Genomic DNA, 17965 nt, shown 5'->3' with positions numbered 1-17965 from the left:
GGCAGGTTCCACAGCACAAACGTGCCGAGCGCATTGGCGCGGCGCCAGATGCCAACGAGTTGCCGCTTGGCCAGCATCGCCTCGGACTCGCGCCATTCGGCCTGCACCAGCTCCTTGAACTTTTCGCCGGCGCGCAGGTATTCGATCCGCACGTCGCAGAGGAACAGGTTGCTGTCGGGCTTGGGCTTTGTATCCGGCTTTTCGTGCGTGGCGGCGCCGCGGGCGAATTGCGGGAAATTCGGATGGCTGATCAGCGGCGTGACGGTTACGTTGGTGAAATACGGATACAGCGGCATGGCGCGCACCTGGTTGCCCAGCGCCTCGTTGTTCGGCATGTCGAGGATGAACATCGTGCCCATGCCGTTGGCCTTGCGCCAGATGCCCACAAACTGGCCCTTGGCGAGCAGCCGCTCTTCCTCGTCCCATTCGGCGCGCACCAGCTGCTGCGCCTTGTCGCCCAGCGTGGAGAAATTGAAGGTGACGTCGACGAGTGCGAGCATTTCTTTTTTCCTCTGTTTTCCTATCCGTCATCCCGGGCGGAGCGCAGCGCAGACCCGGGATCCAGTTTTAATGTCGGGAGTAAAAATGGGATCCCGGCTCGCGCGACGCAACTGCGTCGCTTGGCCGGGATGACGGGTATGGCCTAATCCACGATCCGTTTTTTCACATAACTGCCCGGCGCCGGCTCGATCACCTTGAGCTTGCCGTCGCCCGGCTTGCGCGCCGGCACCTTCTCGCCGGATTTCTCCGACAGCCAGGCATCCCAGTCGTCCCACCAGGAGCCGGGATATTCCTTGGCGCCCTTGATCCAGTCTTCCACATTGGCCGGATTGGTGTCGGTCTCGTTGCGCCAGTGCTGGTATTTCTTGGCATCGGGATGGTTGATCACGCCCGCGATATGCCCCGAGCCGGCCATCAGGAAGCGCACCGGCCCGCCATAGAGCTGCGTCGCCTTGTAGACCGAGCGATAGGGCGCGATATGGTCCTCGCGGCTGGCCTGCAGGTAGACCGGAATCTTGATCTTGCGCAGGTCCAGTTTCTCGCCGGCCAGTTCGAGCTGGCCCGGCTGCGACAGCAGGTTCTTCTGATACATGTTGCGCAGATAGAAGCCGTGCATCTTGGCCGGCATGCGCGTGCAGTCGGAATTCCAGTACAGCAAGTCGAAGGGGAAGGGTTCCTTGCCCAGCAGGTAGTTGTTGACCACGAATGACCAGATCAGGTCGTTGGCGCGCAGCATGTTGAAGGTATTCGCCATCTCGCCGCCATCGAGATAGCCCTTTTCCGACATCAGGTTTTCCAGGTAGTTCAGCGTGTCTTCATCGGTGAAGACGCTGAGTTCGCCGGCATCGGAGAAATCCACCTGGGCGGCGAAGAAGGTCACCGCCTTGATGCGGGTATCCTTTTTCTGCGCCATCCAGGCCAGCGTGGAAGCCATCAGGGTGCCGCCGATGCAATAGCCGATGGCGGTGACCTCGTCCTCGCCGGTGGCCTTTTTCACCGCATCGAGGCCGTCGAGGATGCCTTCGCGCATGTAGCTCTCGAAGGTCTTGTCGACCGTGCTTTCGTCGGGCTGGTTCCACGACACGACAAAGACGGTATAGCCCTTGTCGACCATCCAGCGGATGAAGGAATTCTGCGGCTTCAGGTCGAGGATGTAATATTTGTTGATCCAGGGCGGCACGATGAACAGCGGCCGGCGATACACCTGCTTGGTGGTCGGCTCGAACTGCAGCAGCTGCATCAGGTCGTTCTGATAGATCACCTGGCCCGGCGTGGTGGCGATGGTCTCGCCCACGGTAAAGGCCTTGGCATCCACCATCTTGACGTTCAGCTTGCCCTTGCCGCGCTCGAGATCCTCCAGCAGGTTCTGCAGGCCCTTGACCAGATTCTCGCCGTTGCTGTCGATGGTGGCGCGCACCACCTCGGGGTTGGTCAGCGCGAAATTCGACGGCGACAGCGCGTCGATGAACTGCTTGGCATAGAATTCGGCCTTGCGGGCCACCTTGGGGTCGACGCCCTCGGCCTGCTGCACGGTGCTCTGCAGCCAGCGCGCGGTCAGCAGGTAGGACTGCTTGAAGTAGTCGAACAGGGCGCTGTCCTGCCAGGCCGGATCCTTGAAGCGCTTGTCGCCCTTGTCGGGCTGCACCAGCGGGGTGGCATCGCGGCCCAGGAAGCGGTCGGTGGTATTGGCCCACAACGTGGCGTAGTCCTGCCACAGCTTGGTCTGGGCCTCGGCCAGTTTGGCCGGGTCGGCCATCAGTTTGGCGGCGATTTCCATGAAAGCGCCGCCGATATTCAGCGGATCGGGGTTCCCCGGGGCCTTAAGGGGGGCAGACGGGGGGGCGCCGGGCTCGGGCTGCTGCTTGGCGGCGAACTCGGCGACCATTTTCTGGCTCTGCTCGGTGATCTTGGCCCAGTTCCGGGCCCAGACGGCCGGATCGGGCAGTTTGACGTCAGAGTCCGGTTTGCCACTGTCCGGTTGCTTCGCCATCCGACAGTCCTTATTCTCGGGGCCCGTTTCCTCGCGGCGCGATTCCGGTTTTCGGCCGGATTTTCACGCTACGAATTGAGGTTACGGGATAGGGAATCGCCCTGCAAGGCCGACAGGCCGGCGATGGGCGATAGGTCGGTTTTGCGAGTTGAGGGGAGAGCGAATGGTTCGGATCGGCAAGATTTCCGCCAGCACATCGATGCGAGGCGGGCTTGGGCTGCGCGGTGCGACCGCCGCGGCCCTGCTGGTCGCCATGCTGGGTCTGGCCGGTTGCGGCACCTGGGCGGATCCCAGCGACTGGTTTGGCGACGACGAGGCCGCGGCCCCGGTTCCCAGCGGCAATATGGCCCGGGATGCCGGCGCCAATGCCGACCGCTTCCCCAATCTGGCGCGGGTTCCGCCCCGCCCGGTGGAAATGTCGCCGAACAGCGAACGCCGCCAGGCGGTCGACAGTCTGGCCGCCGACCGCGCCAATGCCCGCTATACCGATGAAGAGCTGCGCGCCCGCCCGGCCGACAGCAACACCCCGCCGCCGTCGCCGCGCGCGCCGGTGACCCAGCTGCCGGGGGCTAACCAGCCGCCGCTGCCGCGCGGGGCGACCGAGCCGGCCGCCCAGATGCAGCAGCGTTCGGGTGTGCAGGCTGTGGCGCCCGGTCAGATGACCCAGACCCCGATGCAGCCGGCCGGCCGTGCGATCACCAACGACAGCTATGCCCAGAGCCTGGCGCAGTCCGGTGCCAATACCCTGCCGGCGAGCCTGGCCCAGCCGCAGGCCGGGGGCTACAGCCCGGTCGCGCTGCCCGGTGCGCAGCAGCTGCTTGCCATCGTGCGCTTCGGCAATGGCGCCAGCGGTCTTGGCAACGACGACAAGGCGCTGATCAAGCAGGTGGCCGAGTATTACAAGGGCGTCGGCGGCAAGGGCAGCCTGAAGATCGTGACCTATGCCGCCCCGGCAGCCACTGGTCTGGCGCAGCGTCGCACCGACAATGTACTGGCCGAGCTGCGCAAGAACGGCGCGGCACAGACGACTGCCACCACCGCACCGCCGCCGGCCTCCTATGCCGCAGGCACTACCGATGACTATAGCCGCCGGGCTGAAATCTATATCGTGAACTAAACAGATTTCAGCAGACCGGCGGCGGAGGCGCGGGGCGAAAAGCTGCCGCGCTTTCGCGTAATTAAGGCCTTCTTTTATCCGTCACATCAGTACTTCACAGTGGACCCGAGGATCATGGATACCGAGTTCTACCGCATCAAGCGCCTGCCGCCCTACGTGTTCGAGGAAGTGAACCGTATGAAGGCCGCCGCACGAGCCCGCGGCGAGGACATCATCGATTTCGGCATGGGCAACCCCGACAACGCGACCCCGCCGCATATTGTCGCCAAGCTGGTGGAAGCCGCGCAGAACCCCAAGGCCCACCGCTATTCCTCCAGCCGCGGCGTTCCCGGCCTGCGCAAGGCGCTGTCGAATTACTATGGCCGCCGCTTCGGCGTCGAACTCGACCCGGAAAAGGAAGCCATCGTCACGCTGGGCTCCAAGGAAGGCCTGGCCAATCTCGCCATGGCGATCTCGGCGCCGGGCGATACCGTGCTGGTGCCGAACCCGAGCTATCCGATGCATGCCTTCGGCTTCGTGATCGCCGGCGCCAATGTGCGCTCGGTCGCCATCGGCCCGGGCATCGATTTCATCGCCGGCCTGGACCGTGCCTACCAGCACAGCGTGCCCAAGCCGATCGCCCTGATCGTCAGCTTCCCGGCCAACCCGACCGCGATGACCGTCGATCTCGGCTTCTATGAAGAGATCGTCGATTTCGCCAAGAAGCGCGGCATGTGGGTCATCTCCGACCTGGCCTATTCGGAAATCTATTTCGACGGCAATCCGCCGCCATCGATCCTGCAGGTGAAGGGCGCGCGCGATGTCGCCATCGAGTTCACCTCGCTGTCCAAGACCTACAACATGCCGGGCTGGCGCATCGGCTTCGGTGCCGGTAATGCCACGCTGGTGGGCGCGCTCGCCCGCGTGAAGTCGTATCTCGATTACGGCGCCTTCACGCCGATCCAGGTGGCGGCCACCGCTGCGCTGAACGGTCCGCAGGACTGCGTCGAGGAAATCCGCCAGACCTACAAGTCGCGCCGCGACGTGCTGGTGAAGGGGCTGCAGGCGGCCGGCTGGGACATTCCGATGCCGAATGCCTCGATGTTCTGCTGGGCGCCGATCCCGGAACGCTATGCGCATCTGGGCTCGGTCGAATTCTCCAAGCTGCTGCTGCGCGAGGCCGAGGTCGCCGTCGCGCCGGGCATCGGCTTCGGCGAACATGGCGACAATTTCGTGCGTCTGGCCTTTGTCGAGAACGAGCACCGCACGCGGCAGGCGGTGAAGAACATCAAGAAACTGCTCGCGTCGCCGTCCAATCTCCCCGATCAGGCCAATAAGGCAGTTGCCAATGGTTAAGGCTTATGTGAAGTCGGCCCCGCCGCTGAAAGTCGGTATCGCGGGTCTGGGCGTTGTCGGCGCCGGCGTGGTGCGGCTGCTGGACCAGCATGCCGGTATGCTGGCGGCGCGCGCCGGCCGCCCGATCAAGGTGGTGGCCGTTTCAGCCCGCGACAAGCGCAAGAAGCGCGACATGCCCAAGGGGACCTGGCGCTGGTATGCCGATGCGCTTGATCTGGTGAAAGACCCGGAAGTCGAAGTCGTGGTCGAACTGATCGGCGGCGCCGATGGCAAGGCGCGTGCGCTGGTCGAGGCCGCGCTCAAGGCCGGCAAGGGCGTGGTCACCGCCAACAAGGCGATGCTGGCCATGCATGGCACCCGCATTGCCGCAATGGCGGAAGCGAAAGACGCGCCGCTGGCTTTCGAGGCTGCCGTCGCCGGCGGCATCCCGATCCTCAAGGCCCTGCGCGAGGGCCTGGTCGGCAACCGCATCGAGCGCATCACCGGCATCCTCAATGGCACCTGCAACTACATCCTGACCGAGATGCGCCAGACCGGCCGCGATTTCGGCGTGGTGCTGAAGGAAGCCCAGGCGCTGGGCTATGCCGAGGCCGATCCGAGCTTCGATGTCGATGGCATCGATGCCGCGCACAAGCTCGCCGTGCTCACCTCGCTGGCCTTCAACACCCAGGTCGATTTCAAGGCCGTGCATGTCGAAGGCATCCGCCAGGTCTCTGCCGTCGATATCGCCTTTGCCAAGGAATTTGGCTACCGCATCAAGCTGCTGGCGATTGCCCGCCGCACGCCGCGCGGCATTGAGCAGCGCGTGCATCCCTGCATGGTGCCGGCGGATACGCCGATTGCCCATGTCGATGGCGTGTTCAACGCGGTCGCCGCCGAAGGCGATTATGTCGGCCGCATGATGTTCGAGGGTCGCGGTGCCGGCAGCAACCCGACCGCCTCTGCCGTGGTGGCCGATCTGGCCGATCTGGCCGCCGGCCGTCGCCTGCATCCTTTCGGCGTCCCGACCACCAAGCTGCAGCCGCTGAAGGCCGCGCCGATGGATGGCTATGTCGGTCGCTATTACATCCGCCTGATCGTGCGCGACCAGCCGGGTGTGCTGGCCGATGTCTCCGCCGTGCTGCGCGACGAGAAGATCTCGATCGAGAGCCTGGTGCAGCGTGGCCGCTCGGAAGCCGAGAACCAGCCGGTCGCCGTCATGCTGATCAGCCATGAGGCCCGCGAGGCCGATATGGCGCGGGCGATGAAAAAGATCGGCAAACTGCGTTCGGTGCTGCAGGCGCCGGCGCTGATCCGCATCGAACCGCTCTGAGGCACACCTTGGCGGCAGGCAAGACGGCAAGCGTGAAAAAAGCCAAGGCTGAAAAGCCGGCAGCCGCGACACCGACCGGTGTGGTTGACAGCATCTCGGTCGAACGCAACCTCACGCTGGAGGTGGTGCGCGTCACCGAAGCTGCCGCGATTGCCGCTGCCAAGCTGGCCGGCCTGGGCGACGAGATGGCGGCCGACCAGGCCGCCGTCGATGCCATGCGCACGGCGCTGAACGATCTCACCATCGACGGCACCATCGTGATCGGCGAGGGTGAGCGCGATTCCACGCCGATGCTGTATATCGGCGAGAAGGTCGGCACCGGCAAGGGACCACGCATCGACATCGCGCTCGATCCGCTGGAGGGCACCTCGGCCACCGCCAAGGGCGGCAGCAACGCGCTCACCGTGATCGCCTTCGCCAATGCCGGTTGCTTCCTCAATGCGCCTGACGTGTATATGGACAAGATCGCCGTCGGTGGCGGCCTGCCCGACAATGTCGTCGATCTCGATGCTGCACCGGCCGAGAACATGAACCGGCTGGCAGCGGCCAAGGGCATCGCGGTGTCGGAACTCACCGTCTGCATCCTCGACCGGCCGCGTCATGCCGACCTGATCCAGCAGGTGCGCGCCACCGGTGCGCGCGTGGCACTGATTTCCGATGGCGACGTCGCCGGCATCATCGCCACCACCGATCCGGCCACCGGCGTCGACATCTACATGGGCTCGGGCGGCGCGCCGGAAGGCGTGCTGGCGGCTGCTGCATTACGCTGCATCGGCGGCCAGATGCAGGCCCGCCTGCTGTTCCGCAACGAAGACGAGCGCAGCCGCGCGCGGCGGCTCGGCATCGAGAAATTCGACCGCAAATACAGCCTGGCCGACCTGGCCTCGGGCGATGTGATCTTTGCCGCCACCGGTGTCACCGACGGCTCGCTGCTGCATGGCGTCAAGCGCGTGCCCGGCGGCTTCATGGTCAATTCGATTGTCATGCGCTCGCAGACTGGCACGATCCGCCGCATCGCGGCAGTGATCCGACCGCCACACCAGAGTTGACCATGCTGACCGATTCCGCGCCTGCGTTTCTGGGCGTGACCCGTTCTATCGGTGGCCGGCGCTGGCGCCTGCGCAACACCGATGACCGGCTGGCACTCGCTCTAGCCCAGCAGGCCGGCCTGCCCGAAATCCTCGGCCGCGTACTGGCCGGCCGCGGCATCGGTCTGGAGGAACTGGAAGACCATCTCAATCCGTCGCTGCGTCGCCTGCTGCCCGATCCCTCGCGTTTTCGCGACATGGATGCGGCGGCCGAGCGGCTGGCCGATGCCATCATCGGCAACGAAGCCGTGGCGGTGTTCGGCGACTATGATGTGGATGGCGCCACCTCAACCGCGCTGCTGAACCGCTTTTTCACATCGGTGGGCCGCGAGCTGCGCGTCTATATCCCCGACCGCCTGAAGGAAGGCTACGGCCCCAATGCGCCGGCTCTGCGCCGGCTGGCGCAGGAAGGCGTGAAGGTCGTTGTCACCGTCGATTGCGGCACGCTGGCTTTTGCACCGCTGGAAGAGGCCGCCAGTGTCGGCCTCGAAGTGATCGTCGCCGATCATCACCTGGCCGAGCCGGAACTGCCGCGGGCGCTTGCCGTGGTCAATCCCAATCGTCTCGATGAAACGCCGGGCTTCGGCCAGTTGGCCGCTGTCGGCGTCACCTTCCTGCTGGTGGTGGCGATCAACCGCCGCCTGCGCGCCAAGGGCTATTACACGGCTGATCGCCCGGAGCCGAACCTGATGGGCTGGCTCGATCTGGTGGCGCTCGGCACCGTCTGCGACGTGGTGCCGCTCACCGGGCTGAATCGCGCGCTGGTCGGCCAGGGGCTGAAGATCCTGCGCGGGCGCAGCAATGTCGGCATGGCGGCGCTGGCCGATATCGCCGGCGTGGCCGAACCGCCCGGCGCCTATCATCTCGGTTTCCTGCTCGGGCCGCGCGTCAATGCCGGTGGTCGCGTCGGCCAGGCCGATCTGGGTACGCGGCTGCTCTCCACCGACGATGCGCGCCTTGCCGCGCAGATTGCCGGTGAACTGGATCGGTACAATCGCGAGCGTCAGGACATCGAGGCCGGCGTGCTGCTGGAGGCCATGCAGGAGCTGGAGCATGTGCCCGATACGGCGGCGCTGGCGCTGGTGGCGCGACAGGGCTGGCATCCCGGCGTGATCGGCATTGTCGCCGCCCGCGTGCGCGAGGCGGCCGGCCGGCCGAGCTTTGTCATCGCGCTGGATGAAAACGGTCTCGGCAAGGGCTCGGGACGCTCGATCCCCGGGGTCGATCTCGGTGCCGCCGTGGTGGCGGCCGGCCAGGCCGGCCTGCTGGTCAATGGCGGCGGCCATGCCATGGCAGCCGGCCTGACGGTGGAAACTGCCAAGCTGAACGAGCTGAAGGCCTTCCTGAATGAGCGTTTGGCACCGGCAGTGGAGAAGGCCGGCGCCTCGGCCTCGATGGGCTTCGATGGTGCGCTCGGCATCGGCGGCGCCAATGCCGAACTTTGCGACAAGCTGGAGCTACTCGGCCCCTATGGCTCCGGCAACCCGGAACCGCGCTTTGCGCTGGCCGGTGCGCGCGTGGTGCAGGCCGATGTGGTGGGCGAGAAACATGTGCGCTGCCTGATCACGGCAGGCGATGGCAGCGGCGCGCGACTTGCCGCGATTGCCTTCCGCTCGGTCGAGGCCGATCTCGGCCCGGCGCTGATGCAGGCGCGCCAGACCGGTTCGGCGCTGCATATCGGCGGCCATCTGCGCACCAATCACTGGCGCGGCGAAAAGCGCGTGCAGTTCGTGCTGGAGGACGCCGCGCAGCCGGGTCTTTAAGGCTGCGGGTCGACCGGCTGCACGGTCCTGCCGCGCACGCGCTCTCGGTGCAGCACATACAGCCCGCTGGCCACGATCAGCACGATACCGGCGGTGGCCAGGGCATTGGGCACATCGCCCCAGACCAGATAACCCAGCAGCAGGGCCCAGAGCAGGCCGGTATAGCGCAGCGGCACGATCACTGGCACCTCGGCATGGCGGAAGGCATCGACGGCGAGCTGGTAGCCGGCCGCGATGAACAGCGCCGCCACCGCCAGGAAGCCGAAATCGTCCCAGGCCATCGCCACCCAGCCCTCGGCCAGGGCGAAAGCGAGTGCCACTGCGGCCATCATGCCCACATTGGTCAGCGTCACCATGATCGAAGGTATGGCCGCGTCGATGCGTCGCGTCACCAGGTCGCGCAGCACGATACAGGTGACGGCGCCGACGCCGAGGATGGAGTAGGCGTTGAAATTGCTCGCCTGCGGCTGCACCACCAGCAGCACGCCGAAAAACCCGGCGACAATGGCACTCCAGCGGCGCCAGCCGACCGGTTCGTGCAGCACCACCGCCACCACGGCAGTCATCATCAGCGGCGAGGCCATGTTGATCGCGGTCATATTGGCGATCGGCATATGGAACAGGGCAACCATATAGGCGTAGCTGCCGAGCAGGTCGATTCCGCTGCGGGCCACGACCCGCCTGTCCAGCAGCACGGCGATCCGGCGGGTGGCGCCCAGCAGATGGGCGATGGCGAGGATGATGGCGGTGGCGATCAGGCCGCGCACGGCCAGGATCTGGCTGGCCGGTACATTGCCATAGACCAGCTTGCACAGCGCCTCGTTGAGGACGAAGAGAAAGATGGCCAGCGAAAAGGAAACGATGCCTCGCCGGTTGCCGGTGCCAAACAGCCGGTCGTAAAGCATGCTGGATATGTGCCGGTTACGTCTTGGGTGCGGCGTGGATCGGATCGACCCAGAGCACATTGTCCGGCTTTTCGACCGGCTCGATATCCAGGTTGACCACCACCGGGTCCTGGCCCGAGCGCACCAGCACGCATTCCAGTGTCTCGTCGCTGCTGGCATTGATTTCCTGGTGCGGCACATAGGGCGGCACGAAGATGAAATCGCCCGGTCCGGCTTCGGCCACGAATTCCAGGTTGTTGCCCCAGCGCATGCGTGCCTTGCCCTTCACCACGTAGATCACGCTTTCCAGGTCGCCGTGATGATGCGCGCCGGTCTTGGCATTGGCATGGATATGCACGGTGCCGGCCCAGATCTTCTGCGCGCCGGCACGGGCGAAATTGATCGCGGTGGCGCGGTTCATGCCGGTGGTCTGCCCCGCGGAGGTCGGGTCCAGCTTGTCGGCCGGAATCACCCGCACGCCGTCATGCTTCCAGTCGGTATGGTGATGATGATCCTGACCCATGACGATCCTCCAGAAACTGTATGCAGAGGATGGTAGGGGCTGCCCGCCGTTACGGCAAGAGTCGGGCTACTCCCGATGGCGCGGATCGAGCGCGTCGCGCAGGCCGTCGCCCAGCAGGTTGAACGACAGCACGACGATGAAGATCGAGATGCCGGGATACACCGCCATCCAGGGCGCGTCCGTCATGTAATCCTTGGCGGTGTTCAGCATGCTGCCCCAACTCGGCTCCGGCGGCTGCTGGCCCAGACCGAGGAAGGACAGGCTGGCTTCGGCGATGATGGCCGAGGCGATGGTCAGCGTGGCCTGCACCATCAGCGCCGGCCAGATATTGGGCAGGATATGGCGAAACGCGATGCGCAGTGGTGAATTGCCCACCGCCCGCGCCGCCTCGACATAGTCTTCCATCTTCACCGCCTGCACCTGCGCACGCGTCAGCCGCACGAAGATGGGGGCGGCGGCGATGCCGATGGCGATCATCGCATTGGTCAGGCTGGGACCTAGGAAGGCGGCCATGGCAATCGCCAGGATCAGGAAGGGCACCGCCAGCATGGCATCGGTGAAGCGCATGATGAACCCATCCACGAGTCCCCCTGCGTAGCCAGAAAGCAGCCCGACCGGAATGCCAATCAGCATCGCCAGGAAAACCGAGACGACGCCGGCAAACAGCGAGGCCTGGGCGCCATGGATCACCCGCGACAGCACGTCGCGACCCAGTTCGTCGCCGCCGAAGGGATGTTCCGGCGTCGGAGCGCCGCGCAGGGCACTCCAGTCGGCCTCGACCGGGCTGTAGGGGGCAATGACATTTGCCAGCAGCGCGAAGCTGATGAAGGTGAGCACCACCACCAGACCGACCACGGCACCCTTGCGCCGCAGCAGGCGGCGGAAGGCGCGGCGCGCCGGGCTTTCCTCGGCGGCAGGCTTGGGGGCTGCGGCGGGCAGCATGACGGACTCAACGGCGGTCATGTGCGCAGCCTCGGATTGACCAGGAAGTAGGCGATATCGGCCAGCAGGTTCAGCAGGATATAGGCCGTGGCCGTGCACAGCACGACACCCTGAACCACGGCATAGTCGCGGTTGAACACGGCATCGACGATCAGCTTGCCGAAACCGGGGATGGAGAAAATCTGTTCGGTCAGCACGGCACCCGACAGCAGCTGGCCGAATTCCAGTGCGCCCAGGGTAATCACCGGCACGGCGGCATTGCGGAAGGCATGCTTGCCGATCACCACGCGTTCATACAGGCCCTTGGCGCGTGCGGTGCGGATATAGTCGCTGGCCAGCACCTGCAGCATGGCGCTGCGGGTATGGCGCATGAAGACAGCGGCGATGCCGGTGCCCAGCACGAAGGCCGGCATGATCATCGCCTGCAGGTTGGCCCAGAGGTCTTCGGTCGGCGAGACATAGCCAGAGGCCGGCAGCCAGCCGAGTTCGACCGAGAAGAACAGGATCATCATGATGCCGAGCCAGAAATTCGGCGTCGACAGGCCCCACAGCCCGATGATGTTGGCGACGTAATCCGGCCAGCGGCCGTTATGCAATGCGGAAATGACGCCGGCCGGAAGACCGATGACGAGCGCGACCAGCATGGAGAGGATCGCCAGTTCGATGGTGACCGGCAGCTTTTCCAGCAGCAGCTGCGACACCGGCAGCTGGATGCGGATTGATTCTCCGAAATCGCCCTGCAGGATGCCGCCGATCCACAGGCCGTACTGCACCCAGATCGGCTTGTCGAGATTGTACTTGGCCCGCACCTCGGCAATCGCCTGCGGATCGCGTTCCTCGCCGGCCATGGCAATCGCCGGGTCGCCGGGCAGAAGTTGCTGCAGCCCGAAGATGATGATCGACACGAACAGCAGTGTCGGCAGCAGGATGGCGATGCGTCGGAACAGGAAGCGGATCATGGGGCTTTACGAAAAAAGAGGAGGGGTTGCGGGAGGTGATCCCGCAACCCCGGGACTTACATCTTCATGCCGGCAAAGCGGACCAGGCCATCGGGATATTCCTTGAAGCCGGTCAGCTTGGCGTTATGGGCATAGAGCCACTTGCGATGCAGCAGATAGATGATCGGCCGCTCGGCATTGACGATCTTGGCGGCTTTCTCCCAGGCGGCCTGACGCTCGGCCACGTTGGTGGTCAGGCGGCTGTCGTTCAGGATCTCGTCCAGTGCCGGATTGCACAGGCCGGCATAGTTCAGCGGCTGCTTGCAGGCGTGGAAGCTATAGAGATTGCCATCCGGATCGGGGCGGCCGCTCCAGGCCAGGATATAGGCCTCGAAATCGCCCTTATCGGCCATGTTCAGCGAGGTGGCGAATTCGGTGGCCTTGATGCGCACGTCAAAGCCCGCTTCCTTGGCCATCACCTGCACCACCTGGGCCAGCTTGCTGGCATCGGTGGTGGTCGGCGTCACCAGGTTGACCACCGGGTTCGGATTGCCGGCTTCCTTCAGCAGCTGCTTGGCCTTGGCGACATCGCGCTTCGGGATCGGCACCGACTTGGCATAGGCGGGATTGTTCGGCGCGACCCACTGGTTGCCCGGCGTGGCGAGGCCGTCGAACACCACCTTGTTGATGCCGTTGCGATCCAGCGACAGCTCGAAGGCTTCACGGATCTTCGGGTTGGAGCCGAGGGCCGAGGTCTTGGCCATGTCGCTCTTGCCGATATTGATGGTGATGCCGTAATAGCCGATCTCGGTGACCGAGACGAGCTTCAGCTTGTTGTCCTTCTGCACGGCGCCGGCGTCGGTGGCCGACAGCCGCTCGATGAAGTCAAGTTGGCCGGAGCGTAGATTGGCGAGGCGCACGGTGGCATCGATGAAGGGGCGGAACTCGATGCGCGAGAAATTCACATTGGCCTTGTTCCAGTAGCCATCGAACTTCTCGACCACGATGCGGTCCTGGGCGATACGCTCGACGAACTTGAACGGACCGGCGCAGACCGGTGCGGTGCCGAACTTGTCACCCAGTGCCTTGCCGGCCTTGGGCGAGATCATCATGCCGGCGCGGTCGGTCAGCGTGGCGAGCAGCGGGGCAAACGGCGCCGCGGTGTTGAGGCGCACAGTCAGCGGATCGACGACATCCACCGAGGTCACGGCCGACAGTTCGCCGCGGCGCTGCGAGCCCTGCATGGTCTTGTGGCGCTCGATATTGTATTTCACCGCTTCGGCATCGAGCTTTTCGCCATCATGGAAGCTGACATTCGGGCGCAGCTTCATGGTCAGCGCCTTGTTGTCGGCCGACCAGCTCCATTCGGTCGCCAGCTGCGGCACCACCTTCAGGTCCGGCGTGATATCCACCAGCTTGTCGCACAGCGCCGAGAAGACGATGCGGCCGACAAAGGTGCGCGCCATGGTGGGATCGAGGACATCGGGATCTTCCGCCAGGCCGAATTTCAGCGTCTGGGCCGAGGCGCCGGTGGCAAGCCCGCCGGTGCCCAGCAGCAATACCGCGGCCAGCGCCGCCCAAGTGGTCTTCCTCATCATGTCAGCCTCTCCTGTTATGGTTGCGATACACGGGATGCAGTGTCGACGAAACGGGCCTGCAGGCGGGCGAGCCGCGCGGCGCCGGCGGTGTCGCTTTCGGCCGGCAGCGGCGCGGCCACGGGCAGCTCGCGCCAGCGATGGCAGGCGACGCTGTGGCCGGCGGTGGTCTGCTCGGTGGCGGGCACCTGCTGGCGGCACAGATCGATGGCAAACGGGCAGCGGGTGTTGAAGCGGCAGCCCGGCGGCGGGTCGATCGGGCTCGGCACATCGCCCGACAGGATCATGCGCTGGCGCGTCACGTTGGGCTGCGGCACCGGAATGGCCGAGAGCAGCGCCCGGGTATAGGGATGCTGCGGATTGGCAAACAGTTCGGCGGCCGGCGCCACCTCGACAATGTTTCCCAGATACATCACGGCAATGCGCTGCGAGATATGCCGCACCACCGCAAGGTCATGGGCGATGAACACCATGGCGATGCCGAGCCGGGCCTGCAGATCCTTCAGCAGGTTCAGCACTTGCGCCTGCACCGAGACATCCAGCGCCGACACGGCCTCGTCGCAGACGATCAGGTTGGGCTCGACAGCCAGGGCGCGGGCAATGCCGACCCGCTGGCGCTGGCCGCCGGAGAATTCATGCGGATAGCGCCGCGCATGGCTGGCCCGCAGGCCGACCAGGCTGAGCAGTTCCTCCACCCGCGCCTTGCGTTTGCCCGGCGGCACCAGGCCATGCAGCATCAGCGGTTCGGCCAGGATGTCGCCCACCGTCATGCGCGGATTGAGCGAGGCATAGGGGTCCTGGAACACCAGCTGCATCTCGCGGCGCAGGTCGCGCAACGCCGTGCCGGTCAGATGGGTGATGTCGCGGCCATCGAATTTGATGCTGCCGGCGGTGGGGTCGATCAGGCGCAGCAGCAGCCGGCCGGTGGTCGACTTGCCGCAGCCGGACTCACCCACCAGGCTCAGCGTCTCGCCCGGCTTGAGATCGAAGCTGACATTGTCGACGGCCGAGACATGGCTGATCGGACGGCCGAACCAGTTGGTCTTGGCGGTGAACTGCTTGGTCAGGCCACGCACTTCCAGAAGGTTGCTCATAGCAGGGGCGCCTTCCAGCAGGCCACGGCATGACCGGGCAGCACATCGCGCAGGTCAGGGGCGGCAGCGCGGCACTGATCCTCGACAAACGGGCAGCGCGGGCTGAAGCGGCAGCCCGGCGGCGGGTCCATCGGATCGGGTACGCTGCCCTCGATGGCCGCCAGCCGTTCCTTGGTGTGATCCAGCCGCGGGATCGAGCCCAGCAGGCCGATGGTGTAGGGGTGCTGCGGCGCGTCGAACAGCATCTCGACCGGCGCCTGTTCCACGATGCGGCCGGCATACATCACCGCGACATGGTCGGCCATTTCGGCGATCACGCCCATGTCGTGGCTGATCAGCATGATGGCGGTGCCCAGATCGCGCTGCAGCTCGCGCAGCAGATCGAGGATCTGCGCCTGCACTGTCACATCCAGCGCCGTGGTCGGCTCGTCGGCAATCAGCAGTTCCGGCCCGCAGGCCAGCGCCATGGCGATCATGGCGCGCTGGCGCATGCCGCCCGACAGCTGGTGCGGATAATCGTCGATGCGCTTTTCCGGTGCCGGAATCTTCACCTTGCGCAGCATGGCAATCGCCTGCTCGCGCGCCTCGGCGCCGCTCAGGCCCTTGTGCCGCACCAGGCCTTCCATGATCTGGTCGCCGATGGTGAAGGCCGGGTTCAGCGAGGTCATCGGCTCCTGGAAGATCATCGCCAGCCGGTTGCCGCGCAGATCGCGCAGCGCATCGGCCGGCATATGCCGCAGGTCATGGCCGGCGAAGGTGATGCTGCCGCTGGCGATGTGGGCGCCGCGGCTGGGCAGCAGGCCCATCACGGTGAGCGAGGTGACCGACTTGCCGCAGCCGCTTTCGCCGACGATGCCCAGTGTCTTGCCGGAATCGACGGTGAAGCTGACGCCGTCGACGGCGCGGAACTCACCACCCTCGGTGTTGAAATGGGTGCGCAGGTCTGCGACTTCGAGCAGGGCCATCAGCGCAGCTCCGCGCGCTGTTGTGTTTCGAGGCGCTGCACTTCCGCCTCGATCACGCTGCGATCCCAGATGCCGCTCGGATTGTCGCGGGTGGCATAGAATTTGGAAAACGCCGCGGCGCGGCCACGCGACACCGTGTACAGCCGGCGCAACTCGTCCAGCGGTTCGGCATGGTCGTCGACCCGCAGCGACAGCGCCGGATAATCCTCACCCGTGAAGATGATCAGCGCGGCCGACTGCTTACCGCGCTTGTCGCCGCCCTCGGCCTGTCCGGCATCCAGTGCATCGAGGAAGCGTTCGGCCAGCGTCTTGGTGCTGGCCGCGAAAGACGCAAAGGTGGCGTCCACCACGCCGGCGCCGGCCAGCATGTTGCCCGCAACCGAAAAGCCCGTGCCGGTCCTGTGGCCGCACCAGTCGATGCAGCCGTCGCCGGTATGGGCAGCCGTATTCCCGGCGCGGTCGACCACATGCAACTGGCGTGCGGCGCGGCCGTCATCGGAGGCCACCAGCTGGCGCACGACATCGGCTGCCGGCAGGCCATCGGCCAGCATGGCCAGCCCGCGCGGCCCCCAGGTGGGATTGATCAGCGCCTGGGTCGCCAGCGCGCCGCTGCCGCTTTTCGCATGCGGGCAGAGCGCGCCGACGGCGAAGAACTTGGTGGTGACGGCAACACCGAAGGCGCCGGTGGCAGGATCGCGGGCGACAATCGACCACGTCATGCTCAGCGACCTACCGCGTAGCCCTGCATGCCGCGCGGATTGGCGCCGGCGGTCAGCAGCGTGCCTTCGGGTGTCTCGGTGGTACCGCAGGCGGTGAGGCGGCCTTCCGACCAGTCACCGCCGGTTTCCACCTTGTGGCCACGCGCCTTCAGCGCCTCGATGGTGTCCTTCGGGAAGCGGGCCTCGAGGCCGAGATGGCCGGGCTTGGCGGCGCGCGGATAGAAGGAGGAGGGGAAATGCTCGCTGTGCCAGGCCGGGCTGTCGATGGCTTCCTGCAGGTTCATGCCGTGATGCACGACTTTGAGGAACATCTGCGGCGACCACTGGTCCTGCTGGTCGCCACCGGGCGTGCCAAAGGCCAGCGCCGGCTTGCCGTCGCGCAGCGCCATCGACGGCGACAGCGTGGTGCGCGGCCGCTTGCCAGGCTTGAGCGAATTGGGCAGGCCCTCTTCGAGCCAGAACATCTGCGCCCGTGTGCCGAGGCAGAAACCCAGGTCGGGGATCAGCGGCGAGGACTGCAGCCAGCCGCCCGACGGCGTGGCCGACACCATGTTGCCCCAGCGGTCGATCACATCGACATGGCAGGTGTCGCCGCTGGCGGCGCCGCGCATCGTCACCTTGCCGTCGCTGCCGGCCAGACGCCCCACGGTGGGTTCGCCAACGCCGACACCGCCGGCCTCGCCGGCCTTGATCGAGGTGAGTTTCGCGCCCTTGCCGACCGGGTCGCCGGGCCGCAGCTCCAGCGACGCCGTGGCGCCGATCAGTTTTGCGCGCTCAGCGTTATAGGCATCCGAGAGCAGGGCGGCCATCGGCACATCCACATGATCGGGATCGCCATACCAGGCCTCGCGGTCGGCGAAGGCCAGCTTGGAGGCCTCGACCAGCGTGTGGACGAAATCCGGGCCCGCCGGGTCCATGCTGGAGAGATCGAAATGCTTGAGGATGGCGAGCTGCTGCAGGAAGGCCGGGCCCTGGCTCCAGGGGCCGCATTTCGCCACCGTCCAGTCCTGGTAGTCATAGGTCAGCGGCGCTTCGATATGCGCCTGCCACTTGGCCATGTCGTTGCCGCTCAGCACGCCGCGATGGCGGCGGCCGGAGGCATCCATGGCTTCGGTGCCGGTGCTGAATGTATCGATCGCCTCGGCGACGAAGCCCTCGCGCCAGGCGCGGCGCGCCGCTTCGATCTTCTGCTCGCGGCT

Annotated in this window: 16 protein-coding genes; 5 read left to right on the top strand and 11 right to left on the bottom strand. The window is 65.7% G+C overall.

Going from position 1 to position 17965, the window contains the following annotated elements; all coding sequences use genetic code 11:
* Together AAG799_RS16905 and phaC are read right to left on the bottom strand one after the other, a co-directional pair.
* Positions 1-500, bottom strand: a 500-nt coding sequence (locus AAG799_RS16905; RefSeq protein ID WP_341897843.1) for a muconolactone Delta-isomerase family protein, incomplete at its 3' end; no start/stop codon positions are given.
* Between the two features lie 143 nt (positions 501-643).
* Positions 644-2491 carry a class I poly(R)-hydroxyalkanoic acid synthase gene (gene phaC, locus AAG799_RS16900; RefSeq protein ID WP_341897842.1) on the bottom strand — a complete coding sequence of 616 codons (1848 nt, stop codon included), beginning with the start codon at positions 2489-2491 and terminating at the stop codon, positions 644-646.
* Positions 2492-2654: 163 nt separating this feature from the next.
* On the opposite strand from phaC, the gene AAG799_RS16895 reads away from it, so the two are divergent.
* From AAG799_RS16895 to recJ, 5 genes are all read left to right on the top strand, one after another.
* Complete coding sequence (locus tag AAG799_RS16895) at positions 2655-3608, top strand: hypothetical protein (RefSeq protein ID WP_341897841.1); 954 nt, start codon at positions 2655-2657, stop codon at positions 3606-3608.
* A gap of 114 nt (positions 3609-3722) precedes the next feature.
* On the top strand, positions 3723-4943 hold the full coding sequence (locus tag AAG799_RS16890; RefSeq protein ID WP_341897840.1) for an LL-diaminopimelate aminotransferase: 1221 nt from the start codon (positions 3723-3725) through the stop codon (positions 4941-4943).
* Positions 4936-6255 (top strand): homoserine dehydrogenase, encoded by a 1320-nt coding sequence (locus tag AAG799_RS16885; RefSeq protein WP_341897839.1) that lies wholly within the window; start codon positions 4936-4938, stop codon positions 6253-6255. The genes AAG799_RS16890 and AAG799_RS16885 overlap by 8 nt, the downstream gene beginning before the upstream one ends.
* An 80-nt stretch (positions 6256-6335) precedes the next feature.
* Positions 6336-7304 (top strand): class II fructose-bisphosphatase, encoded by a 969-nt coding sequence (glpX, locus tag AAG799_RS16880; protein WP_341897844.1) that lies wholly within the window; start codon positions 6336-6338, stop codon positions 7302-7304.
* Positions 7305-7306: 2 nt separating this feature from the next.
* A complete protein-coding gene (gene recJ / locus AAG799_RS16875) occupies positions 7307-9106 on the top strand; it encodes a single-stranded-DNA-specific exonuclease RecJ (protein WP_341897838.1) in 1800 nt (599 codons plus the stop codon).
* Here recJ and AAG799_RS16870 read toward each other — a convergent pair.
* From AAG799_RS16870 to AAG799_RS16830, 9 genes are all read right to left on the bottom strand, one after another.
* Complete coding sequence (locus AAG799_RS16870; protein WP_341897837.1) at positions 9103-10011, bottom strand: DMT family transporter; 909 nt, start codon at positions 10009-10011, stop codon at positions 9103-9105. The genes recJ and AAG799_RS16870 overlap by 4 nt on opposite strands.
* Before the next feature lie 16 nt (positions 10012-10027).
* A complete protein-coding gene (locus tag AAG799_RS16865) occupies positions 10028-10513 on the bottom strand; it encodes a cupin domain-containing protein (protein WP_341897836.1) in 486 nt (161 codons plus the stop codon).
* A 66-nt stretch (positions 10514-10579) separates the two neighbouring features.
* Entirely contained in the window at positions 10580-11476 is an 897-nt protein-coding gene (locus AAG799_RS16860) for an ABC transporter permease (protein WP_341897835.1), read from the bottom strand.
* Positions 11473-12414: an ABC transporter permease gene (locus tag AAG799_RS16855; protein WP_341897834.1), complete on the bottom strand. Its 942-nt coding sequence runs from the start codon at positions 12412-12414 to the stop codon at positions 11473-11475. The genes AAG799_RS16860 and AAG799_RS16855 overlap by 4 nt, the downstream gene beginning before the upstream one ends.
* Before the next feature lie 56 nt (positions 12415-12470).
* Positions 12471-13991 (bottom strand): ABC transporter substrate-binding protein, encoded by a 1521-nt coding sequence (locus tag AAG799_RS16850; protein ID WP_341897833.1) that lies wholly within the window; start codon positions 13989-13991, stop codon positions 12471-12473.
* Positions 13992-14005: 14 nt separating this feature from the next.
* Positions 14006-15082, bottom strand: coding sequence for an ABC transporter ATP-binding protein (locus AAG799_RS16845; protein ID WP_341897832.1), 1077 nt, complete (start codon positions 15080-15082; stop codon positions 14006-14008).
* Positions 15079-16047, bottom strand: a complete 969-nt coding sequence (locus AAG799_RS16840) for an ABC transporter ATP-binding protein (RefSeq protein ID WP_341897831.1) — start codon at positions 16045-16047, stop codon at positions 15079-15081. Before AAG799_RS16840 ends, AAG799_RS16845 begins: the two co-directional genes overlap by 4 nt.
* The gene (locus tag AAG799_RS16835; RefSeq protein WP_341897830.1) at positions 16047-16766 is read right to left on the bottom strand and encodes a DUF1028 domain-containing protein; all 720 of its coding nucleotides are present in this window, start codon (positions 16764-16766) and stop codon (positions 16047-16049) included. Before AAG799_RS16835 ends, AAG799_RS16840 begins: the two co-directional genes overlap by 1 nt.
* A 2-nt stretch (positions 16767-16768) precedes the next feature.
* A partial coding sequence (locus AAG799_RS16830; protein ID WP_341897829.1) for a gamma-glutamyltransferase occupies positions 16769-17965 on the bottom strand: 1197 nt, incomplete at its 5' end.

Source organism: Ferrovibrio terrae (genome assembly GCF_943371255.1).
Taxonomy (GTDB): Bacteria; Pseudomonadota; Alphaproteobacteria; order Ferrovibrionales; family Ferrovibrionaceae; genus Ferrovibrio; species Ferrovibrio terrae_B.
This window is presented reverse-complemented; position numbering and strand designations above follow the sequence as displayed.